The 21,946-nt window shown below is 71.1% G+C and carries 18 protein-coding genes; 16 read left to right on the top strand and 2 right to left on the bottom strand.

Annotation, left to right across the window (positions count from 1 at the left end):
* Window positions 1–63 precede the first annotated feature (63 nt).
* The gene (locus C4K88_RS06245) at window positions 64–1,641 is read right to left on the bottom strand and encodes a lytic transglycosylase domain-containing protein (protein WP_241521732.1); all 1,578 of its coding nucleotides are present in this window, start codon (window positions 1,639–1,641) and stop codon (window positions 64–66) included.
* A gap of 281 nt (window positions 1,642–1,922) precedes the next feature.
* Between C4K88_RS06245 and C4K88_RS06240 the strand changes: the two genes are divergently transcribed.
* A complete protein-coding gene (locus C4K88_RS06240; RefSeq protein WP_104120741.1) occupies window positions 1,923–2,276 on the top strand; it encodes an Rv2175c family DNA-binding protein in 354 nt (117 codons plus the stop codon).
* Window positions 2,277–2,327: 51 nt separating this feature from the next.
* On the opposite strand, the gene C4K88_RS06235 is transcribed toward C4K88_RS06240, so the two are convergent.
* Complete coding sequence (locus C4K88_RS06235; protein WP_104120740.1) at window positions 2,328–3,461, bottom strand: polyprenyl synthetase family protein; 1,134 nt, start codon at window positions 3,459–3,461, stop codon at window positions 2,328–2,330.
* Window positions 3,462–3,579: 118 nt separating this feature from the next.
* On the opposite strand from C4K88_RS06235, the gene dinB reads away from it, so the two are divergent.
* The 15 genes from dinB to ftsZ all read left to right on the top strand — a co-directional run bounded on the left by dinB (window position 3,580) and on the right by ftsZ (window position 21,945).
* Window positions 3,580–4,809 (top strand): DNA polymerase IV, encoded by a 1,230-nt coding sequence (gene dinB / locus C4K88_RS06230; protein ID WP_277621637.1) that lies wholly within the window; start codon window positions 3,580–3,582, stop codon window positions 4,807–4,809.
* 230 nt (window positions 4,810–5,039) lie between these two features.
* Entirely contained in the window at window positions 5,040–5,417 is a 378-nt protein-coding gene (locus C4K88_RS06225; protein WP_104120738.1) for an SCO2097 family morphological protein, read from the top strand.
* A 262-nt stretch (window positions 5,418–5,679) separates the two neighbouring features.
* Window positions 5,680–6,111, top strand: a complete 432-nt coding sequence (mraZ, locus tag C4K88_RS06220; RefSeq protein ID WP_104120737.1) for a division/cell wall cluster transcriptional repressor MraZ — start codon at window positions 5,680–5,682, stop codon at window positions 6,109–6,111.
* A 217-nt stretch (window positions 6,112–6,328) separates the two neighbouring features.
* Window positions 6,329–7,330 carry a 16S rRNA (cytosine(1402)-N(4))-methyltransferase RsmH gene (gene rsmH / locus C4K88_RS06215; protein WP_104120736.1) on the top strand — a complete coding sequence of 334 codons (1,002 nt, stop codon included), beginning with the start codon at window positions 6,329–6,331 and terminating at the stop codon, window positions 7,328–7,330.
* Window positions 7,327–7,920, top strand: a complete 594-nt coding sequence (gene ftsL, locus C4K88_RS06210; RefSeq protein WP_104120735.1) for a cell division protein FtsL — start codon at window positions 7,327–7,329, stop codon at window positions 7,918–7,920. The genes rsmH and ftsL overlap by 4 nt, the downstream gene beginning before the upstream one ends.
* A gap of 52 nt (window positions 7,921–7,972) precedes the next feature.
* The gene (locus tag C4K88_RS06205) at window positions 7,973–9,760 is read left to right on the top strand and encodes a peptidoglycan D,D-transpeptidase FtsI family protein (RefSeq protein ID WP_306418606.1); all 1,788 of its coding nucleotides are present in this window, start codon (window positions 7,973–7,975) and stop codon (window positions 9,758–9,760) included.
* A 57-nt stretch (window positions 9,761–9,817) separates the two neighbouring features.
* Window positions 9,818–11,419, top strand: coding sequence for a UDP-N-acetylmuramoyl-L-alanyl-D-glutamate--2,6-diaminopimelate ligase (locus C4K88_RS06200; protein ID WP_174705216.1), 1,602 nt, complete (start codon window positions 9,818–9,820; stop codon window positions 11,417–11,419).
* A gap of 6 nt (window positions 11,420–11,425) precedes the next feature.
* Window positions 11,426–12,967 carry a UDP-N-acetylmuramoyl-tripeptide--D-alanyl-D-alanine ligase gene (locus C4K88_RS06195; protein WP_104120733.1) on the top strand — a complete coding sequence of 514 codons (1,542 nt, stop codon included), beginning with the start codon at window positions 11,426–11,428 and terminating at the stop codon, window positions 12,965–12,967.
* Window positions 12,964–14,064: a phospho-N-acetylmuramoyl-pentapeptide-transferase gene (gene mraY, locus C4K88_RS06190; protein WP_104120732.1), complete on the top strand. Its 1,101-nt coding sequence runs from the start codon at window positions 12,964–12,966 to the stop codon at window positions 14,062–14,064. Before C4K88_RS06195 ends, mraY begins: the two co-directional genes overlap by 4 nt.
* Window positions 14,061–15,641: a UDP-N-acetylmuramoyl-L-alanine--D-glutamate ligase gene (gene murD, locus C4K88_RS06185; RefSeq protein WP_104120731.1), complete on the top strand. Its 1,581-nt coding sequence runs from the start codon at window positions 14,061–14,063 to the stop codon at window positions 15,639–15,641. The genes mraY and murD overlap by 4 nt, the downstream gene beginning before the upstream one ends.
* Complete coding sequence (gene ftsW / locus C4K88_RS06180) at window positions 15,641–17,002, top strand: putative lipid II flippase FtsW (RefSeq protein ID WP_104120730.1); 1,362 nt, start codon at window positions 15,641–15,643, stop codon at window positions 17,000–17,002. The genes murD and ftsW overlap by 1 nt, the downstream gene beginning before the upstream one ends.
* A 25-nt stretch (window positions 17,003–17,027) precedes the next feature.
* A complete protein-coding gene (murG, locus tag C4K88_RS06175; protein WP_104120729.1) occupies window positions 17,028–18,149 on the top strand; it encodes an undecaprenyldiphospho-muramoylpentapeptide beta-N-acetylglucosaminyltransferase in 1,122 nt (373 codons plus the stop codon).
* Entirely contained in the window at window positions 18,146–19,663 is a 1,518-nt protein-coding gene (gene murC, locus C4K88_RS06170) for a UDP-N-acetylmuramate--L-alanine ligase (protein WP_104120728.1), read from the top strand. The genes murG and murC overlap by 4 nt, the downstream gene beginning before the upstream one ends.
* Window positions 19,660–20,526 carry a cell division protein FtsQ/DivIB gene (locus tag C4K88_RS06165; RefSeq protein ID WP_104120727.1) on the top strand — a complete coding sequence of 289 codons (867 nt, stop codon included), beginning with the start codon at window positions 19,660–19,662 and terminating at the stop codon, window positions 20,524–20,526. The genes murC and C4K88_RS06165 overlap by 4 nt, the downstream gene beginning before the upstream one ends.
* Window positions 20,527–20,748: 222 nt before the next feature.
* Window positions 20,749–21,945, top strand: a complete 1,197-nt coding sequence (gene ftsZ, locus C4K88_RS06160; protein WP_104120726.1) for a cell division protein FtsZ — start codon at window positions 20,749–20,751, stop codon at window positions 21,943–21,945.
* The last annotated feature ends 1 nt before the right edge of the window (window position 21,946 follow it).

Below are 21,946 nucleotides of genomic sequence, written 5' to 3'. Positions count from 1 at the left end.
GCGAAGGGGGTGGGACCACACGCGGTCCCACCCCCTTCGCCGGCGCCGGGCCTGGCCCCGGACCTACCGGAAGTTCTTCTGGTGCGCCTTGATCGAGGCGACGTACTGCTTGGTGTCCGCGAACATGCCGCGTGTCTGCACCGAGTACTGGCCCTGGTAGTAGGACGCGATGGCGATATCCAGGGAGGGGCTGGTGCGCAGGAGCGAGCGGATGATCGCGACGCCGGCCGTGGCGTTGTCGTAGGGGTCCAGGAGGTTGAGCTTGCGTCCCACGAGGTCGCTCGCCCACTGGCCGGAGGAGGGGATGACCTGCATGGTGCCGATGGCGTTCGCCGGCGAGACCGCACGCTGGTTGAAGCCCGATTCCTGGTAGGCGAACGCCATCGCGAGGCTCGGATCGACGCCCATGGAGCGCGCGGTGTCGGCCACGATCTTCCTCATCTCGGCCTGCGACGGCGCGGGGAGCGCGTTGAGCAGCGCCTTGTTCGCATTCGCATCCGCGACCACCCGGTCCGGGTAGGTGTAGCCGAGGAAGGACGAGGGTACGAGGTCCGTCGGAGCGGGCGCCGGTGCCGGTGCGGGCGCGGCGCCCCTGGCCGGGATGGTGAGCTTCTGCCCGGGGTAGATGACCGTGCTCATGCTCATCCGGTTGGCGGTCAGCAGGGTCGACAGACCCACTCCATTGCGGGAAGCGATGGCTCCCAGCGTGTCGCCGGCCTTCACGGTGTAGGACCCGGCGGCGGGCGTGGGGGCCGGCGCGGGAGCCTTCGGGGGCGTCGCCTGCGGCGTGACGGACCCGGTGAGCTTCAGCTTCTGGCCGGGGTAGATGATCGAGGACCTCGAGAGACCGTTGGCGGCCAGCAGGGAATCCAGGCCGACGCCGTTGCGGGAGGCGATGGCCCCGAGCGTGTCGCCGGACTTCACCACGTAGGTGCCTCCTGCCGGCGCGGGCGCCGGCTTCGTCGGAGCGGGTGCCGGCTTCGTGGGGGCGGGTGCCGGCGCGGGTGCCTTGCCGCCGAGGCTGAGCTTCTGGCCGGGGTAGATGATCGAGGTCATCGACAGCCTGTTGGCCGTGAGGACGCTCTGCAGGCTCACACCGTTGCGGGAGGCGATCGCGCCCAGGGTGTCGCCCGGCTTGACGACGTAGGTCGACCCGCCGGCCGGGGCAGCGGGTGCCGCAGCGACGGACTTCGCCGTCGGGGCGGAGCCTCCGGTCAGCTTGATCTTCTGGCCGGGGTAGATGACGGTACGCGCGGTCATGCCGTTGCGCGTCAGGACGGCGTCCGTGGACAGTCCGAACCGCTTGGCGATCGCCCCGATGGTGTCGCCGGACTTGACGGTGTAGTCGCCCGGCACCGTCCGGGTGACGACGGCGATCTTCTGCGCGGGGATCTGCGCGGCGACGAGGGCTGCGGGGACGACGGTCCGCGAGGAGTGGAGGGCCGGCGCAGGTGCGAGGTGGCGGGTGACCGGGGCCGACGCGGTGGGGGACGCCGCCGCGGGCGGTGCGAGAGCGACGGAGGAGAGAAGCACTGCGGGCAGGGCAGCGGTGGTGACGGCGACATTCAGACCGCGTCGGCTGGCGCCGTCGGTCTTCATGCGGGCGCCGGTCAGCGGTGCGTTCGATCGCTGGGCAGTCATGTTTCGTTCCTCGTCTGTTGGCGGTGGACCCGCGCGGACGCACGTCCCCGGGAAGCTCTTCCTGTCCGGCGACCATGCTGTGCTGGTGGTGCTCCTGATGCACATGTTGATGCTGTGACTTTTGTGGCTCAAGTGAATCTACACGATGTGTTGCACGGCACAAGGGCGGAAAAAGGCAGGGAATCGTCAAGATCCAGGTGGCCCGCCCGCCGCGTCTTGAGGACTCCCTGCATAAGCGGCTTCGAGTGGAGTTGCCGGCGGGAGCATGGCACCCTTGGACGGTGACTGAACTCGAACAGCTCGTCCCGGCCTGGCTCAATCTCCCGGAAGTCGCCGAGGCGCTCGATCTGCCCATCACCCGCGTGCACTCGCTCATCAGCGAACGGGCCCTTGTGAGTGTGCGGATCGGAGAGCGGAACATCCGCAGCGTGCCGGCGGACTTCCTCATGGACGGAGGCGTCCTCGACAGCCTCAAGGGGACCGTGGTGGTCCTGGCGGACAGCGGCTACGGCGACGAGGACATCATCCGATGGCTGTACGCCGAGGACGAGTCGCTGCCCGGCCGTCCGATCGACGCCCTGCGGGAGGGCCGCAAGACGGAGATCCGCCGACGCGCGCAGGCGGCCGCCTGGTAGGAGGGCCGTTCCCGCCCGGGACGAGGTCCGGGGCGGATAGGACGCAGTGCCTCAGGCGGTGCGGGTGACCGCTGCCTCCGCGAGCAGGCGGAGGGCCCGCAGCGAGACGGGGTCCACCGCGAGTTCGTCGAGCGCCGCGAACGCTTCCTCCGATTTCTGTCCGATGAGCTGCTCCGTGTGCGTGAGCGCTCCGCTGTCCACGATGAGCGCCCGCAGTGCGTCCACGGAGTCTGCGTCGAGGGACGTGTCGCCGAGCATCGCGTTGATCCGTGCCCGCCCGGTCCTGCTGCTGGAGGCGAGCGCGCGGGCGATGAGGAAGGTCCGCTTCCCTTCGCGCAGGTCGTCCCCTGCGGGCTTGCCCGTCACCGACGGGTCGCCGAAGACCCCCAGGACGTCGTCGCGCAGCTGGAACGCCTCACCCAGCGGGAGCGAGAACGCCGAGTAGGCGGCGAGCAGCGCGTCGTCCGCGCCGGCGAGCGCTCCGCCGAGCATGAGCGGCCGCTCCATCGAGTACTTCGCCGACTTGAAGCGCAGGATGTTCAGGGCACGCTTCTCGGCCTCGGCCGGGGTCTGGTCCGGTCCGACGGCCTCCTCCAGCAGGTCCAGGTACTGGCCCGCCATCACCTCCGTGCGCATGCGGTTGAAGATGGTGCGCGCGGCCGGCCCGGCGTTCCCCGGGGCGCCGGAGCAGGACGCCGTGAAGAGCTCCTCGCTGAAGGCGAGGCAGAGGTCGCCCGCCAGGATGGCGGAGGAGACCCCGAACCGCTCAGCGTCGAGGTGCCATCCCGCATCGGTGTGCCGGGCCGTGAACTGGCGGTGGACGCTCGGGCGCCCGCGCCGGGTGTCGGACCGGTCGATGATGTCGTCGTGGATGAGCGCCGCGGCCTGGAAGAACTCGAGGGCCGTGCCCGCGGTCACCGGGGCGGACGCCTCCGGCGAGCCGCCCGCCGCCCGCCAGCCCCAGTAGCACAGCAGCGCCCGCATCCTCTTCCCTCCGCTGGTGAGGGTGGCGATGCTCGAGATGAGGGGGAGTGCCTCGTCGGAGATGGACGCCAGGACGGAGCGCTGCTCCGCGAGGAAGTCCTCGATGGTCCGGGTGAGGGAGGACCGGAACCGTTCCTGCTCCACGGTGATGGCGTCGGGAGCGGGGCCGCCCGGGTCGGGGGTGGCGGGTGCGGACAGCATGAATCTCCCGTGCGGGTCGTCTTCGGGTGGTCTTCCCACTCTAACCGGCGGCCCGGGCGGTTCTCCCGGCTGGGTCGGCAGTCCCCGCGGTGTCGGTGCCGCTGCGTACGATGAAGGCGTGCCAAAGGACGCAGAGCGGGAACCCGTCGACCATGCGGAGTGCCACATCCTGCACATCGACATGGACGCCTTCTACGTCTCGGTGGAACTGCTCGAGCATCCGCACCTGCGCGGCGTGCCGGTGGTCGTCGGCTCCCCGTCCGGGCGGTCCGTGGTCCTGTCCGCCTCCTACGAGGCCCGCCGGTTCGGTGTGCGGTCCGCGATGCCGATGGCGGTCGCCATGCGGCAGTGCCCCACCGCGGTCATCCTCCCGCCGCACCACGGCCGGTACGCGGAGGTCTCCCGGCAGGTGATGGCGATCTTCCGATCGGTCACGCCGGAGGTCGAGCAGTTGAGCGTGGACGAGGCCTTCCTCGATGTCGCGGGTGCGCTCCGGCGGCTGGGTAGCCCGCGGGAGATCGGCGAGCAGGTCCGCGCGGAGATCCACTCGACGCTGGGTATCACGGCGAGCGTCGGGGCCGCGACGACCAAGTTCGTCGCGAAGATCGCCTCCACGAGGGCCAAGCCGGACGGGCTCCTGCTCATCCCGGGGGACCAGACCGTCGCCTTCCTCCACACCCTTCCGGTCTCCGCCCTCTGGGGCGTGGGCGCGAAGACGCAGGACGTCCTGGCGCGCATCGGCATCCGCACGGTGGAGGACGTCGCGCACACCCCGGTCGCGACCCTCCGCAGGCTGCTCGGCGCCTCCGGCGAGCACGTGCACCACCTCGCCTGGGGTCGTGACCCGCGGCGGGTCGTGGTCTCACGCCCGGAGAAGAGCATCGGTGCGGAGGAGACCTTCCCCCGCGACGTCGAGGATTCCGACGTCCTCCGACGGGAGCTGCTGAGGCTCGCCCACCGGACGGCGACGAGGCTGCGGGCGTCCGGGAACCGTGCCGGGGGAGTGGCCCTCAAGCTCCGCTACGCGGACTTCTCGACCCTCACGCGATCGAAGAAGCTCGACGAACCGGTGGACAGCGCCAACGCGCTCTACCGCGCGGCGACGGCCCTGCTCGATGCCCTGGGCGACAGGCCGATGGCGGTGCGGCTCATCGGCCTCCGCGCCGAATCGCTCGAGGCCGGGGGTGACGGGTCGACGCAGCTGACGATCGACCGGCAGGACGACAACTGGAGACTGGCCGAACGCGCCCTCGACGACGTGAACCGGAAGTTCGGGGACGCCCGGGTCCTGCCGGCGGGACTCCTCGGCCGGACGCGGCCGCAGGGGGAGCGGGGCACCCGCCCGTGAGCGCCGAGGGAGGCCTTTATCATCCGGAACAGGTGGCTCCCAACACCGCATTGTGACTTTGCGCGCAATGGGTAGCACACTAGTCTTTAACCCGGTAGTCCAACTGCCGGTCGTGACGCAAATCCACCGCCCGGAACCTGCGGTCCCGGACCCTCCCATCGGGAACCGGGGCAGCGTCAGGAGCGTTGGTTGGGTGACGGAACGTTGGTACCCATATCAAGGAGGCGGTCATGGCACTCTCGGAACACGAGCAGAGGTTGCTTGATCAGCTTGAACAGCAGTTGCACGCCGACGATCCCAAGTTCGCGCACTCCATGGCCTCGGACAGTCGCAAGTCGATGTCGACCCGGCGACTGGTCATCGGTTCACTCATCACGATCGCCGGCATCCTCGTCCTCCTGGCGGGCATCGTCTGGCAGATCATCATCGTCGGCGTCGCAGGCTTCCTGATCATGGGAGGCGGCGTGTACTTCGCCACGACGAAGTCGAAGCAGGTCGCAACCGGCCAGCCGCTCGGCAAGCCCTCCAAGGCACCGACCGGTGGCAAGAGTGGCTTCATGTCCAGCCTCGAGGACAAGTGGGACGAGCGGAAGCGCGACCAGACCTAGCAGTCCGGGACGCCCCGACCCTCCTGACGAAGGACCCGCATCGGCGGGTCCTTCGTCGTTTAAGCCCTCCACTCCGCTCCCCGCCGGGCTCGGCGGCATCCTCACGCCGCGACCCGGCCCCGCCACCGCGACACGCGCGGAGGAATTGCGGCGCGGCGCGCCCCGGGTTCGTTGACCGGGGAGGGTTGTGGAGTAAAGTGGGGAATATAAGAGCAGCACGGCACCAAGCTGGGCTTGGCGGACTCAGAACAGGCGGTCAGGGATGTTCCTCGGAACTCATCACCCCCGCCTGGACGAGAAAGGCAGGCTCATCCTTCCTGCGAAGTTCCGCGAGGAGCTGAGCGAGGGACTGGTCCTCACCAGGGGCCAGGAGCGGTGCATCTACGTCTTCAGCATGAGTGAGTTCGAAAGGGTTCACGAACAGATGCGCGCGGCTCCCATCTCGTCACGCCAGGCGAGGGACTACAACCGCATCTTCCTGTCGGGCGCCTCTGACGAGGTGCCGGACAAGCAGGGCAGGATCACCATCCCGCCCGCGCTGAGGACCTACGCGGGACTCGACCGGGACCTCGCGGTCATCGGGGCGGGCAGCCGCGCGGAGATCTGGGCGGCTGACGCCTGGGACTCCTACCTGACGGAGAAGGAGACGGCGTTCTCCGAGACCGACGAGGACGCCTTCCCGGGCATCCTCTGATCGACAGCAGGACCAGCACACAGCACGACGGCGCAGGTGGGAACGTCCCTTGGATGAGATCTCCAGCCGCCGGATCAGGTTCGCCTCCTGGCTTCACTTCCCCGAAGCCAGGCGACGGCCCTCCGGCCGGATGGGGGTCTGATCCAAGAAGGCCGGCCTCCCCACCTGCCTGCAGTGATACCCGAGACGAGAACCAACTGCAGGAGGGGGAGGACGCATGACCGGTGACCGGCCGACGGACGAGCGCCACGTCCCCGTCCTCCGCGATCGCTGCGTCTCCCTCATCGCACCCTCCATCGCCGCGGCGGAAGCCGCCGGCCGCCGCGCCGTCGTCGTCGATGCCACCCTCGGCATGGGCGGTCACTCCGAGAGCATGCTCCAGCGGTTCCCCGAGGCACACCTCGTCGGGATCGACCGCGACACCGAGGCGCTCGCCCTGGCCGGCGAACGGCTCGCCCCCTTCGCGGCACGCACCGACCTGGTCCACGCCGTGTACGACGAACTGCCGGAGGTCCTCGAGGACCTGGGCATCGACGGCGTGGACGGCGTCCTCTTCGACCTCGGCGTCTCCTCCCTGCAGCTCGACGAACGCGACCGCGGATTCGCCTACTCCTACGACGCCCCCCTCGACATGCGCATGGACACGAGCCGGGGCATCACCGCGGCCGAGGTGGTCAACACCTACCCCGAGAGCGACCTCCTCCGTATCATCCGCACCTGGGGCGAGGAGAAATTCGCCGGCAGGATCGCGTCGGCGATCGTGCGGGCGCGGGAGACCGAGCCGTTCCGGACCACGTCCCAGCTCGTCGACGTCATCCGCGGCGTCGTGCCCGCCGCAGCGGCCCGCACCGGCGGCCACCCGGCCAAGCGGACGTTCCAGGCCCTGCGGATCGAGGTCAACGAGGAACTCACCGTCCTCGAGCGCGCCGTCCCGGCGGCCATCGGTTCGCTCCGGATCGGCGGGCGCGTCGTCGCGATGTCCTACCACTCCCTGGAGGACCGCATCGTGAAGAGCACCTTCACCGCGGGAACGAAGTCGTCGGCTCCCGTCGGCTTCCCGGTGGAACTCGAGGAGCACAAGCCCTACCTCCGATCGCTGACCCGCGGCACCGAAGCGCCCACCGCGGCGGAGATCGAGGAGAACCCGCGCGCGGCATCCGCCAAGCTGCGGGCCGTTGAACGAATCAAAGCCGGACCCGTCGACAGGAAAACCATATGAGCCAGGCACTGACCGTGGAGAAGCGACACGACGCTCCGGCCTTCTCCAGGCACGGGGCGCTCGCGCTCGCCCCGGGGCGGCCGACCGGACCGGCCGGCGAGGCACCGGGCACCACGAGGACCAGGACGCCGCTGTCCGTGGTCCCGGCGCGCCCTGCGCGGCGCAAGGTGCCCTTCGCGGTCTTCAGCCTGCTCGTGCTCGCCGCGGCACTCGCCTCGGTCCTCATGCTCAACATCTCCGTGTCCGGCACGCAGTACGAACTCGTGCAGCTCCGGAACCAGCAGACCGCCCTGAACCAGGAGAACGAGGCGCTCGTGCTCGCGATCGAAGCGAAGGAGGCGCCGCAGAACCTCGCCGCGGCGGCGACGAAACTCGGCATGGTGCCCTCCCCGAGCTTCGGGACCATCGAGCTCGATTCGAAGACGGTGACCGGCACGCCGGAAGCGGCGACGGAGGGCCCCGAGCCCGAGGTCCTCATCGCGGCGCCCGACCTCGGCTCGAACCCGGCCGGCTCCGCGTCCGCCGGGGAACCGGAGGACGCGGGGGCGGGGACGATCCCCGGGCCCGAGCAGGTTGGCTCCGGCCAGTAACGGAACGGCTCCAGCACCCCGCCCCAGACGCACTGATCGACAAGGATTCCCCGTGACCCCTGCACGCCCCGGCAGCCCCGACACCCTGCGTCTGGCCCTGGGCTCCCGGCGGCTGCGCGTGGGCCTCGCGTTCGTCCTCGTCCTCCTGATGGTCCTCGGCGTGCGCCTCTTCCAGCTGCAGGCCCTCGATCTCAACGGGATGGCCCAGGCCGGCCTGTCCAAGCGCCTCACGACCACCGCCGTGCAGCCCGTCCGGGGTTCCATCGTCGACATGAACGGCAAGTACTTCGCGCGGAGCGTCGAGCGCTACGACCTCGTGGTCGACCAGCGGCTGAGCGCCGTCGAGGAGTTCCGTCGCTTCAACGAGGAGCTGGACGAGTGGGAGGTCATCCCCATGGACCAGGGGCTCTCGGAGCTCTCCGCCGTCATCGGCGTCGACGGGGAGACGCTGCGGGGTGCCGTCCTCGGCGACAAGAACTTCAACTACATCCTCAAATCGGTGACCCCCGAGGTCAAGAACCGGGCCCTCGCCGTGAAGATCCCCGGCGTCTACGCGGACCAGACCAGTGTGCGCACCTATCCCGCGGGCGCCGTCGGCGGGTCGATCATCGGTTTCGTGTCCGAGAACGGCGACCCGCAGGAGGGTCTCGAGTACTCACTCAATGACCAGCTGACGGGCACAGCAGGTCAGCGGACCTTCGAGATCGGCGGGGACGGCATCCGCATCCCGTACGCCACCAACGAGGACGTCCCGGCGGTCGACGGCAGGGACGTCCGGCTCACGATCGACCAGGACCTCCAGTGGTTCGCGCAGCAGACCATTGCCTCCCAGGTGAAGGACTACAAGGCGGACTGGGGCAACATCGTCGTCGTCGAGACGGACACCGGTGCCATCCGTGCCATGGCCGAGTCGACGACGCCCGACCCCAACGACCCGACGGCGACGCCGGCGGATGAGCGCCGCCCCAACTCCGTCAGCGCGTCCTTCGAACCGGGCTCCACGACCAAGGTCATCACGATGGCCGGCGCGATCGAGCAGGGACTCATCGAGCCGACCTCGCGGTTCACCCTCGAGAACCGCTACACGGTCGACGGCCAGACGTTCAAGGACGCCTTCGAGCACGAGACCGAGAAGCGCACCGCGGCGGGCATCCTCGCGAAGTCGATGAACACCGGGACCGTGCAGGTGGGCCAGAAACTGACCCGGCAGGAGCGGTACGACTGGCTGAAGAAGTTCGGCATCGGTGAGCCGCTCGGGACCGGCCTCAACGAGGAGAACCAGGGCCTGCTGACCACCCCCGACAAGTGGGACGACCGTCAGCAGTACACCGTGCTGTTCGGCCAGGGCCTCACCCAGACGGCGCTGCACACCGCCATGGTGTACCAGACGATCGCCAACGACGGCGTGCGCCTGCCGCCGCGGTTGATCGACGCGTACATCGACCCGGACGGCACCGAGCACGAGGTCCCCGCGGCGGAGGGCACGAAGGTGGTGTCCCCGGAGACGGCCGCGAAGGTGCGGAAGATGCTCGAGACGGTGACGGAGGAGGGCTCCGGCAAGTCCGGGGAGCTCGAGCAGTACCGCGTGGGGTCGAAGACCGGTACCGCCGAGGCCCCCGGTTCCTCGGGCGGCTACGATGGATACACCCTGTCCTATGCCGGGATCGCGCCGATCGAAGACCCCGAATACGTGGTCGTCGTCACGCTCCAGCGGCCGCAGGGCGACCTCTACTACCTCATCCCGGGACTCTCGTTCCAGAAGGTGATGCAGCAGGTCCTCAATTCCAACAACGTGCCGGCGTCCACGATGAAGCCGGACATCTACCCGGTCAAGTACTGACCCGGAGGCCGGAGCACCGTGCAATCGAACACCTCGCGGGGAGGCGACGCCTCCCCGATGCGACCGCGGAAGCCACACCCCGTCGCCCTGTCCGCGGCCCTGGCCGCCATCGGGCCGCTGGCCGGCTCCGCCGGAACGCCGTACCTGCCCGTGGTCACCGGCCTCACGCTGGACTCGCGCTCGGTGCTCCCGGGCGACGTCTACGCGGCCGTCCCCGGAGCCACCCGCCACGGCGCGGACTTCGCCGGACAGGCGGTGCGCGCGGGCGCCGTGGCCATCCTCACGGACGAGGCCGGCGCCGCGATCGTCGCGCGTGCCGCCGCGGCGGCCGACGCCGCCATGCCTCCCGTCGTCGTCGTCCCCGACCCCCGCCGCGCCGCCGGACCGCTCGCGGGCGTCATCTTCGACAGCCAGCCGGAGGGCCCCGGCGCCGCCCCGACGCTCTTCGGGATCACCGGGACCAACGGCAAGACGACGTCCACCTACTTCCTCACCGCGCTCCTGGCCGCGCTGGACCGGACCACGGGGCTCATCGGGACGATCGAGATCCGCGCCGGCGCGGACGCCATCCCGAGCGCGCTCACCACCCCCGAATCCCCGCAGGTCCACTCGCTGCTCGCCCTCATGCGGGAACGCGGCCTCGACGCCGCGTCCATGGAGGTCTCCTCCCACGCCCTCGAGTACGGGCGGGTCGACGGCGTCCGGTTCGACGTCGCCGGGTTCACCAACCTCACCCAGGACCACCTCGACCTGCACGGCACCATGGAGGACTACTTCGCCGTGAAGGCGACGCTCTTCACGGCGGACCGCTGCCGGCGGGCCGTCGTCCTGGTCGACGACGACTGGGGGCGCCGCCTCGCCGCAACCGCGGACGTGCCCGTCCTCTCGCTGCGGACCGAGCCCGACGCCGGCGCCCAGCCTGCGGCCGACTGGACGGTGACCGCCGTCCGGCCCAGCGGACTGGGACACGCGTTCACCCTGGAGGGTCGCGCGGGGGAGCGGCTGCAGGTCCGCACCGGCCTGCCCGGGACCTTCAACGTCTCCAATGCCGCCCTCGCCACGGTGATGGTCCTCGCGTCCGGCGTGGCCGTCGGGGAGCTCCAGCACGCCCTCGACGACCACGACCCGTTCACCACGGAGGTGCCGGGGCGCATGCAGCTGATCGGCGAGGAACCCGCCGCGATCGTCGACTTCGCGCACAACCCGGACGCGCTCCGACGGACCCTCGCCTCGGTCCGGCGGCCCGGCGGCCGGGTCATCGCCGTGTTCGGCGCCACCGGGCAGCGCGACGAGTCCAAGCGGCCCGTCATGGGGGCCGTCGGAGCCCGCCTGTCCGACATCCTCATCGTCACCGACGACGACCCGCACGACGAGGACGAGGCGGTCATCCGCCGGGCCGTCCGGGCCGGCGCCGACGCGGCGATCCGCGAGGAGGGCCTCGCCTGCGAGGTGCTCGAGGTGTTCCCGCGGGCGGAGGCGATCGAGCGCGCCGTAGCCCTGGCCCGCCCGTCCGACACCGTTCTCGTCGCCGGCCGCGGCCACGAGGTGTGGCAGGAGGTCAAGGGCGTCAACCTGTCGCTCGACGATCGGGAGGAACTGCGGTCCGCGTTGACAAGGCATGGATTCTCTGTCCTTTCCCGCCCCGGGATAGAGTCCTGAACCGTCATGATTGAATTCAGCGCAGCCGAGATCGCGGCACTCACGGGCGGACGACTGGTCGGGGCCGATCCCGCCGGTCCCGCCATCATCGTCACCTCCGCAGCCACCGATTCACGCGAGTGCGTCCCGGGGTCGCTGTTCGTCGCGAAGCCCGGCGAGCAGTCCGACGGCCACCTCCACCTCGGATCGGCCTTCGGCGGCGGCGCTGTCCTCGCGCTGGCCGAGCGGGAGGTCGCCGGACCGGACGGCGCCCCGTACCCCTCCGTCGTCGTCCCCGATGCGGTCCTCGCGATGGGCGAGCTCGCCGCGGAGACCGTCCGCCGGCTCCGGGCCGCCGGTGACGTCACCGTCATCGGCATCACCGGTTCCGCCGGGAAGACCACCACCAAGGATCTCCTGGCGGGCCTCCTCGCCGGCCTGGGCCCCACCGTCGCACCCCGGGGGTCCTACAACGGCGAGGTCGGCGTGCCGTTGACGGTCTTCCAGGCGACCTGGGAGACGCGGTACCTCGTCATCGAGATGGGGGCCACGAAGCCCGGGCACATCGCCTACCTCGCCTCGCTCGTCCAACCGGACGTCGGCGTCGTCCTCGGTGTCGGCTCGGCCCACGCCGGCGAGTTCGGCGGCGTCGAGAACATCGCCCGGGCGAAGGGAGAGCTCGTCGAGGCCCTCGCCGCGACGGGCACGGCCGTTCTCAACGCCGACGACGAGCGCGTCCTCGCGATGCGGTCCCGGACCGCCGCGCGCACCGCGTTCTTCACCTCCTCCGACGACTTCGCGGCGGACGGCGCCGTGGTCCGGGCGAGGAACAGCACGACGACGCCCGAGGGCAATCCCTCGTTCACCCTCACCTTCCCGGACGGCGGCGAGCACGAGGTCGTGTCCCCGCTCCTCGGACTGCACCACACCACGAACCTGCTGGCCGCCGCGAACGTCGCCTACGAGCTCGGCTGCGCCCCCGAGCGGATCGCCGAGGGCCTCCGCACGCTGGCCGCCGCGAGCCGCTGGCGCATGGAGCGCACCGACCGCGCCGACGGCGTGACCGTCATCAATGACGCCTACAACGCGAACCCCGAGTCCATGCGTGCGGCCCTGAGGACACTCGCCGAACTCGGCCGCGGACGCCGGCGGACCTGGGCGGTCCTGGGGGAGATGCTGGAACTGGGCGAGAGCACCATCGAGGAACACGACCTCCTCGGGCGCGTGGTCGTCCGGCTGAACATCTCGAAGCTCGTCTGCGTGGGACCCAACACCCGTGCGCTCTTCAACGGCGCCGTCCTCGAGGGCTCCTGGGGCAGCGAAGCCGTGCACGTCGACGACGCCGCGGCAGCCGAGCAGTTGCTCGCCGCGGAACTCGAACCGGGCGACATCGTCCTGTTCAAGTCCTCGAACGGTGCGGGCCTCCGATTCCTCGGCGACCGGATCGCCGAGGGTCCCGACCCGCAGCCCAGCCAGGACCCCGGCCCGGACCACGCCCCGAACCGACCCGCAGCACTCGTCGAAGCCGCCAGTGGATCTGACGCTTCCGGAAAGGCCACCCAGCCGTGATAGCAATCCTCATCGGCTCGGCCGCCGCCCTGATCTTCGCCTTCGTCGGAACGCCCCTGTTCATCAGGCTCCTCGTGCGGAAGAGCTACGGGCAGTTCATCCGCGACGACGGGCCGACCGCGCACCACACCAAGCGCGGCACCCCGACCATGGGCGGCGCCGTCATCGTCGGATCCGTGCTCCTGGCCTATTTCCTCACGCACCTGCTGATGATGGCCGTCGGGGCTCCCGTCTCCGGCCCCAGCGCGTCCGGGCTGCTGCTGCTCTTCCTCGCCGGCGGCATGGGCCTCGTCGGGTTCGCCGACGACTACATCAAGATCTCCAAGCAGCGCAGCCTCGGTCTGTCCGCCCCGGCGAAGATCGCCGGCCAGACCGGCGTCGGCGTCGCCTTCGGGATCCTGGCCCTGATGTTCCCCAACGAGGAGGGCCGCACCCCGGCCTCCACCGCGATCTCGTTCATCCGCGACACCCCCATCGACCTCGCGTTCGCGGGGCCGGTCATCGGCGCGATCCTCTTCGTCATCTGGTCCCTCCTCATCATCACCGGAGCCAGCAACGGTGTGAACCTCGCGGACGGCCTGGACGGGCTCGCCGCGGGGGCGGCGATCCTCGTCTTCGGTGCCTACATGCTGATCGGCATCTGGCAGAGCAACCAGAGCTGCGGCTCGCCGGGCGCCGGGAGCGTCTGCTACGAGGTCCGTGACCCCCTGGACCTCGCCCTCATTGCCGGTGCCATGTGCGGCGCGCTCGTCGGCTTCCTGTGGTGGAACACCTCCCCCGCGAGGATCTTCATGGGGGACACCGGGTCCCTCGCCATCGGCGGGGCGATCGCCGGCTTCGCGATCCTCTCCCGCACCGAGCTGCTCCTGGTCATCCTCGCCGGACTGTTCGTCATGATCACGCTGTCCGTCATCATCCAGGTCGGCTACTTCAAGCTCTCGGGCGGCAAGCGCGTCTTCAAGATGGCGCCGCTCCAGCACCACTTCGAGCTCAAGGGCTGGCAGGAGGTCACCGTGGTGGTCCGGTTCTGGATCCTGGCGGGCCTCTTCGTGGCCGCAGGGCTCGGCATCTTCTACGCGGAGTGGGTCGTCGGATGAGCGGATCGGACGGCGGTACCTCCCCCAACACCTGGGAGACCCCGCGTCTCGCGGGCCTCACGTCGTGGGACGCCGACTGGGCCGGGCTCAGGGTCGTCGTCGCCGGCCTCGGGGCCTCCGGCTTCTCCGCGGCGGACACCCTCATCGAACTCGGCGCCGTCGTCGTCGTCGTCGACGCCGGCGAGACCCCAGGGAACGCGGCGAAGGCCGACACCCTGCGGATCGTCGGTGCCCGCGAGGTCCTGCTCGGCGCAGGCCACGCGTCCTCCCTGCCCCTGGTCGACGGCGCGCAGCCCGACCTCGTCGTCACCTCGCCCGGCTGGCCGCCCACCCAGCCGCTGCTCGCCGAGGCTGCCGCCGCCGGGATCCCCATCTGGGGCGACGTCGAGCTGGCGTGGCGCGTCCGGATCCGCGAGGGCCGCCCCACCGCGGACTGGCTGACCATCACCGGCACGAACGGCAAGACGACCACGGTGGGCCTCACCGAGTCCATGCTGATCGCGGCCGGCAGGCGCGCGGTCGCCGCCGGCAACGTCGGCACGCCGATCCTCGACGTCATCCGCGACCCGCAGGGCTACGACGTCCTCGCCGTCGAACTCTCCAGCTTCCAGCTCCACTGGGCGCACTCGATCGAGCCGCTGGCCAGCGTGTGCCTGAACATCGCCGAGGACCACGTGGACTGGCACGGCAGCTACGAGGCGTATCTGGCGGCCAAGGCGTCCGTCTACGAGCGGACGAGGATCGCCTGCATCTACAACGTGGAACAGCGCGAGACCGAGACCATGGTCGAGAACGCCGAGGTCCAGGAGGGCTGCCGCGCCGTGGGCTTCACCACCGGCATGCCCTCGATCAGCATGATGGGCGTCGTCGAGGACCTCCTCGTGGATCGCGCCTTCATCGAGCAGCGCAAGGACTCCGCCGCCGAACTCGCCTCCATCGGCGAGCTCGGGGAGGTGGTGCCCCGCCACCTCGTCGCCAACGCACTGGCCGCCGCCGGACTCGTCCGCGCCGCCGGCGTCCCCGCCGCAGCGGTGCGCGACGGCATCCGCGCCTACCAGCCGGGCGACCACCGCATCCAGGTCGTCGCGAACGAGGGCGGCGTCCTCTGGATCAACGACTCGAAGGCCACGAACCCGCACGCCGCCTCCGCGTCGCTCGCCTCCTTCTCCTCCGTCGTCTGGATCGCCGGCGGCCTGTCCAAGGGCGTCTCCTACGAGGACCTCGTGCGGGACCACGCCGGCCGGCTCCGCGCCGTCGTCCTGCTCGGCGAGGACCCCGCGCCCCTCCAGGGGGCGCTGGCCCGACACGCCCCCGATGTCCCGGTCTTCCTCCCGCCGAGCCACCACACTGGACCGGGGCGCGACACCGGCGGGTCACCCGACCCGGTCGCAGGGGACGCCCTGATGCAGTGGGTCGTCGCGGAAGCAGCGCGACTCGCCCAGGACGGCGACACGGTACTCATGGCGCCCGCCGCCGCGTCGATGGACCAGTTCACCTCCTACGCGCACCGGGGGGCGGCCTTCATGGCCGCCGTCCAGGCCCGCGGCGGAGAGGGCATCACCGCGAAGGAGTCGTAATGACCACGCCAACCCGTCCTGGAGGACGCAAGCCCTCCGTCCGGTCCACCCGGGCCCCGGGGGCGGGCCGGATCATCCCCTCCGGCGGAACACCTCCGTCCGCCCGTCCGGCAGGGACGGGGCGGACGGTCCGCGGTGGAGCCACGGCGACCGCCGGCGCACCCGCGCGGAAACCCGCCCGGGGCCTGCGCGCCCGGGCGCGGCGCGGCTGGCAGCTCCTCGAGGGCTCGGACCACTCGCCGTCCGGCTCCAGCTACTACCTGATCCTCGGTGCCGCCCTCGCGCTCACCGCGATCGGGCTCATGATGGTGCTCTCGGCCTCCTCCGTCGAGGCGATCTCGGAGGGCAAGGACGAGTTCGACCTCGCCGTCAAGCAGGCCGTGTGGGCCTGTGCCGGTCTGGTCCTGATGGTGGTGCTGTCCAGGCTCGGCCCCCGCGCCTACAAGGCTCTCGCCTGGCCCAGCCTCGGAATCGCGGTCGTGCTGCTCGTCCTCGTGCTGGTGATCGGCGTCGAGATCAACGGCAACAGGAACTGGATCCGGATCGGCTCGCAGACGCTCCAGCCCTCCGAACCGGCGAAGCTCGCACTGGCCCTCTGGTTCGCAGCCGTCCTCGAGCGCAAGAAAGCCCTGATCCGCGACTGGAAGCACGCCCTGATCCCCGCGCTGCCGCTGGGCGGCCTGCCCATCGGCCTCGTCCTGATCGGCGGGGACCTCGGCACCGGGCTCGTCCTCATGATGATCGCCGCCGCGGCCCTCTTCTTCGCCGGCGCGCCGCTCAAGATGTTCACCCTCGTGGGGGCCGTGGCCGCCGTCGGGTCGCTCCTGATGGTCGCCACGAGCTCGAACCGCGGCGGGCGCATCTCAGCCTGGCTCCGGCTCAACTGCGATGACGGCACGGACCTGTGCATGCAGTCCGACAACGGGCTGTTCGCCATGGCCTCCGGCGGCTGGTTCGGGGTGGGGATCGGCCAGAGCCGGCAGAAGTGGAACTGGATCCCCGAGGCCCACAACGACTTCATCTTCGCCATCATCGGCGAGGAGTTCGGCCTGATCGGCACTCTCGTCGTCGTCCTCCTGTTCGGCATCCTCGCCGTGGCGACCATCCGCGTGGCGATGCGCTACACCGACCCGTTCGTGCGGATCCTCATGGGCTCCATCCTCGTCTGGCTCATCGGTCAGGCGTTCGTCAACGTCGGCATGGTGACGGGCCTGCTGCCCGTCATCGGCGTGCCGCTGCCCTTCATCTCCTACGGCGGGTCCGCGCTGACCTTCACACTCGCCGCCGTCGGCGTCCTGCTCTCCTTCGCGCGGAAGACCCCGCACTCCGCCGTCGCGGCGTCGGACCGCTCCGCCCCCTGACCTCCGGAAAAGGTTCCGTCCTCCCATGACCCACCCCTCGACCCCCGACCGCCCGATGTCCGTCGTCCTCGCCGGCGGCGGCACGGCCGGCCACATCAGCCCGCTCCTCGCCATCGCGGGCGCCATCACCGACGAACGTCCGGACACGCGCATCACGGCGGTCGGCACCGAGGCGGGCATGGAGACACGCCTCGTCCCCGCCGCCGGCCTCGAACTGCGGACCATCGACCGGGTGCCCATGCCGCGCCGTCCCTCGACGGACCTCCTCAAGCTCCCCACGCGCCTCCTCCGGGCCGTCCGGCAGGCGCGGGCCATCGTGGCGGACGCCGGGGCCGACGTCGTCGTCGGGGTCGGCGGGTACGTCTCGACGCCCGTGTACCTCGCCGCGTGGACCCGCCGCATCCCCGTCGTGATCCACGAGGCGAACGCCCGGCCCGGGATCGCCAACCGGGTGGGCGCGCGGATCGCCGCACGCGTCGCCGTCGCGTTCGACGGCACCGGGCTCGCCGACGCCGTCCTGGTGGGCATGCCCATGCGCCGCAGCATCGCCGACCTCGATCGCGCCGGCGGACGCGTCGACGCCCGCACCTCCCTCGGACTCGACCCGGAGCGGCCCACGCTGATCGTCACGGGCGGGTCCTCCGGCGCGGCCAGCCTCAACCGCGCCGTGGCCGCCGCGGTACCCGAACTCACCGCAGCCGGCATCCAGATCCTGCACATCACCGGCCGCGGCAAGCAGGTGGCCGGCGACGACGGGGCACCGCTCGCAGTACACGGGTACCACCAGGTCGAGTACGTGGACGGGATGGAGCGCGTGTACGCGGCGGCCGACCTCCTCGTGGCCCGCGCAGGGGCCGCCACCGTGAGCGAGATCGGCGCCGTGGGACTGCCCGCCGTGCTGGTCCCGCTGCCCCACGGCAACGGCGAGCAGCGGCTCAACGCGGCCGGGCTCGTGGACTGCGGCGGCGGGATCGTCGTCGACGACGCCGATTTCACCGCCGACTGGATCCGACGGAACGTCCTGCCGCTGGTCACCGACGCCCCGCGGCTCACCGCCATGGCGGCGGCGTCCTACGCGCAGGGCGTCCGGGACGCGGACCGGCGCATGGCGGAGCTCGTCCTGACCGTCGCGGAGGCCCGCCGATGAGCACCCCACCGGACAGGACCGCGGACACCATCCCGGACAGGACGACGCCCGCACACGGCACGACGGAAGGCACCGGCATCACTCCGAACAGCAGCCCGACGGCGGACGCCGTCCTGGCGGAACCCGTCCACTTCATCGGCCTGGGCGGAGCGGGCATGTCCGCCGTCGCCCGCGTGCTCCTCGGCCGCGGCCTGCGCGTGTCCGGGTCCGACGCCGCGGAGTCCCGGGGCCTGCGCGCCCTCGCCGCCCTCGGCGCCGACGTGCACGTGGGCCACAGGGCGGACGCGGTCCCCGAGGCCGGGACCGTCGTCGTCTCCTCCGCGATCCGCGAGAGCAACCCGGAACTCGCCGAGGCGCGCCGCCGGGGCATGCCCGTCCTCCACCGGTCGGAGGCACTGGCCGCGGCGATGAGCGGCCGGCTCGCTGTCGCCGTCGCGGGTACCCACGGCAAGACGACGACGACGGCCATGATCACGGTCCTGCTGCGGGAGGCCGGGCTCGACCCGTCGTTCGCGATCGGGGGAGACGTGGCCGCCCTCGGTGTCAACGCGGAGTGGACCGGCGGGGACGTCTTCGTCGCGGAGGCCGACGAGTCGGACGGCTCCTTCCTGAACTACGCGCCGCGCATCAGCGTGGTGACGAACGCCGAGGCGGACCACCTCGACCACTACGGCACCGCCGACGCTGTGCATGCCGCGTTCCGGCGCTTCGCCGACCGGCTGCCCGAGGACGGCCTGCTGATCGCCTGCGCCGACGATCCGGGGGCCGCCGCGCTGGCGGCCGCCATCCCCGGGACCCGCCGGGTCCGGACCTACGGCTACGCCGAGACGGCCGACCTCCGGATCAGCGCCACGCGGTCGGTCGGGAGCACCACGAACAGCGTCCTGTCCTTCGCCGTCGACGGACTGGACGCCGAGCAGGAACTGCAGCTGAGCGTGCCGGGGCGGTACAACATCCTGAACGCCACGGCGGCCTTCGCGGTGGCCCTGGAACTCGGCGTCGACCCGGCCGTCGCCGCGACGGGCCTGTCCCTCTTCTCGGGCGCCGCGCGCCGGTTCGAGGCGCGGGGCGAGGGCGACGGCGTGCGGGTCTTCGACGACTACGCCCACCACCCCACCGAGGTGCAGGCGGCGCTGACCGCGGCCCGCACGGTTGCGGGGGAGCACCGCGTGCACGTCCTGTTCCAGCCGCACCTCTTCTCCCGCACGCGCGAGTTCGCCGCAGGCTTCGCCGACGCGCTCTCCCTCGCCGACACCGCCGTCGTCCTGCCGGTCTACGCGGCACGGGAGGACCCCGTCGACGACGTGGGAGGCTGGACGATCACCGACCTCATGCGGGGGCCCGGCGGCGCGTACGTCGCGGACCCGGACGAGGCACTGCACGTCGTGGTCGGCAGCGCACAGCCCGGCGACGTCGTCCTCACGATCGGCGCGGGGGACGTCACGCAGTACGGCACCCGGCTCGTGGGACTGCTCGCGGAGCGGGGCGCCGGACCGGCGGGGACCGGCGGATGACGCCGCGGAAGCCGCCCGCGCCGCGGGCGCCCGGCACGGCGGCCGCGAAGGGCACCCGCGACCCGGCGCAGAAGACCACCGCCGCCGGCAGCCGCACCCGCGGCAGTACCGCCACGCTTCCGGACCGGCAGGAGCGCGGCGCCGGGACGGTCCTCGATTTCCCCGTCCCGCGCCGCTCGCACCGGCTGAGGAACACCCTCGTCGCCGTCGTCGCCGTGCTGCTCGTCCTCGGAGGACTCGTGGCGTACGTGCTCTTCTCGCCGGCCCTGGCCCTGCGCACGGTCTCCGTGCAGGGGAACGCGCTCGTCGCCACGGAGGACGTCGAGGCGGCCCTCGCGCCCCTGACGGGGATCCCGCTCACGCGGATCTCCCGGGAGCAGGTCGCCGGCCTGCTGGCCGACCAGGCGCCCATCGAGGACGTCCGGATCGCGGCGGAGCCGCCGTCGACGCTCGTGGTCACCCTGAAGGAACGCGTGCCCGTCGCCGTCCTGCGGAACGGCGGGGAGTTCGTCCTCGTGGACGCCGGGGGCCGGCAGCTCACGCGCGTCGCCGAACGCGGCGACGCGAAGCTGCCCCTCATCGACGGTGGCGCGGACGCGGTCGACTCCGAGGTGTTCTCCTCGATCACCGCCGTCCTGGTCGAACTGCCGGTCGGCATCCTGTCGCGCCTGAACAGCGCGTCGGCGTCGAGCGTCGATTCCATCCAGCTCTCCCTGTCGGGGGAGCAGAAGATCTTCTGGGGCAGTGCAGAACGCAGCGCGGAGAAGGCGAGGGTCCTCGAGGCGATGCTGACGATGCCGAAGGCGGACCCGCCCGTCAAGGTGTTCGACGTCAGCACGCCGGACCGGCCGGTCACACGATGACCCCGCAGGCCCCGCGACACGGGGGATCGGAGGCCGACACGCCGACACGCGGCGTCCGGTCTTTGCAACGGGAAGCGTATGCACTTAGCGTCGAACATAGAAGTTACTTGACATAACGTTAACCCTCAACCTGAACGTTAACGTTATTTCGGGTGACGGTCGACGCCGGATTCCCGGCGGACCCCCGTACAGCACACAGATTTCGAACAAGGGACACAGGACGTGGCAGCACCTCAGAATTACTTGGCCGTCATCAAGGTCGTCGGCATCGGCGGCGGTGGCGTCAATGCCGTCAACCGGATGATCGAGGTCGGACTCCGGGGCGTGGAGTTCATTGCCATCAACACGGACGCCCAGGCGCTCCTCATGAGCGACGCCGACGTCAAGCTCGACGTCGGGCGCGAGCTGACGCGCGGCCTCGGTGCCGGCGCGGATCCCGAGGTGGGCCGCCGTGCCGCCGAGGACCACTCCGAGGAGATCGAGGAGGTCCTGCGCGGGGCCGACATGGTCTTCGTCACCGCCGGCGAGGGTGGCGGCACCGGTACCGGTGGCGCGCCCGTCGTCGCCCGCATCGCGCGGTCGCTCGGCGCCCTCACGATCGGCGTGGTCACGCGTCCGTTCACGTTCGAGGGACGCCGCCGGTCGAACCAGGCGGAGAGCGGCATCGACACGCTCCGCGAAGAGGTCGACACGCTCATCGTCATCCCGAACGACCGCCTGCTGTCCATCAGCGACCGCAACGTCTCGATGCTCGACGCGTTCCGCTCCGCGGACCAGGTCCTGCTCTCGGGCGTCCAGGGCATCACCGACCTCATCACCACGCCGGGCCTGATCAACCTGGACTTCGCCGATGTGAAGTCCGTCATGCAGGGCGCAGGCTCCGCGCTCATGGGCATCGGTTCCGCACGCGGCGAGGATCGCGCCGTCAAGGCCGCCGAACTCGCGATCGCGTCGCCGCTGCTCGAGGCCTCCATCGACGGCGCCCACGGCGTCCTGCTGTCCATCCAGGGCGGCTCCGACCTCGGCCTCTTCGAGATCAACGAGGCTGCGCGCCTCGTCCAGGAGGTGGCGCACCCCGAAGCGAACATCATCTTCGGTGCCGTCATCGACGACGCCCTCGGCGACGAGGCGCGGGTCACGGTAATCGCGGCCGGCTTCGACCAGGTGGACGCCACGTCCCAGCCGGTCGCGGCTGCAGCACCGGCCGCCCGGCCCGCCGTCGCACCCCGCGTCGGCGGAGACCAGCAGCAGCGTGTGGCCGCGACCGCCGGCCTCGGTGCCTGGTCGCAGCAGCGTTCCCAGAACGTCCAGGCCGTGCCGGCCGACTCGGGCTTCGACGTCGACCTGCCCGCGATCGTCGAGCCCGACCTGTCGACCGGTCGCTCCGACGACCTCGACGTGCCCGACTTCCTCAAGTAGT

This window comes from Arthrobacter pityocampae, assembly GCF_002927275.1.
GTDB lineage: Bacteria > Actinomycetota > Actinomycetes > Actinomycetales > Micrococcaceae > Arthrobacter_D > Arthrobacter_D pityocampae.
The sequence above is the reverse complement of the archived record's forward strand: the minus strand, read 5'-3'. Positions and strand labels throughout refer to the sequence as shown.

Bases quoted from the DNA above. Each gene is read 5' to 3' on its own strand.
- C4K88_RS06165 (WP_104120727.1), top strand. From the start codon at position 19,660: ATGACGCCGCGGAAGCCGCCCGCGCCGCGGGCGCCCGGCACGGCGGCC.
- murG (WP_104120729.1), top strand. From the start codon at position 17,028: ATGACCCACCCCTCGACCCCCGACCGCCCGATGTCCGTCGTCCTCGCC.
- ftsW (WP_104120730.1), top strand. From the start codon at position 15,641: ATGACCACGCCAACCCGTCCTGGAGGACGCAAGCCCTCCGTCCGGTCC.
- C4K88_RS06225 (WP_104120738.1), top strand. From the start codon at position 5,040: ATGGCACTCTCGGAACACGAGCAGAGGTTGCTTGATCAGCTTGAACAG.
- C4K88_RS06200 (WP_174705216.1), top strand. From the start codon at position 9,818: ATGCGACCGCGGAAGCCACACCCCGTCGCCCTGTCCGCGGCCCTGGCC.
- rsmH (WP_104120736.1), top strand. From the start codon at position 6,329: ATGACCGGTGACCGGCCGACGGACGAGCGCCACGTCCCCGTCCTCCGC.
- C4K88_RS06195 (WP_104120733.1), top strand. From the start codon at position 11,426: ATGATTGAATTCAGCGCAGCCGAGATCGCGGCACTCACGGGCGGACGA.
- ftsL (WP_104120735.1), top strand. From the start codon at position 7,327: ATGAGCCAGGCACTGACCGTGGAGAAGCGACACGACGCTCCGGCCTTC.
- murD (WP_104120731.1), top strand. From the start codon at position 14,061: ATGAGCGGATCGGACGGCGGTACCTCCCCCAACACCTGGGAGACCCCG.
- mraZ (WP_104120737.1), top strand. From the start codon at position 5,680: ATGTTCCTCGGAACTCATCACCCCCGCCTGGACGAGAAAGGCAGGCTC.
- C4K88_RS06235 (WP_104120740.1), bottom strand. From the start codon at position 3,461: ATGCTGTCCGCACCCGCCACCCCCGACCCGGGCGGCCCCGCTCCCGAC.
- murC (WP_104120728.1), top strand. From the start codon at position 18,146: ATGAGCACCCCACCGGACAGGACCGCGGACACCATCCCGGACAGGACG.
- C4K88_RS06245 (WP_241521732.1), bottom strand. From the start codon at position 1,641: ATGACTGCCCAGCGATCGAACGCACCGCTGACCGGCGCCCGCATGAAG.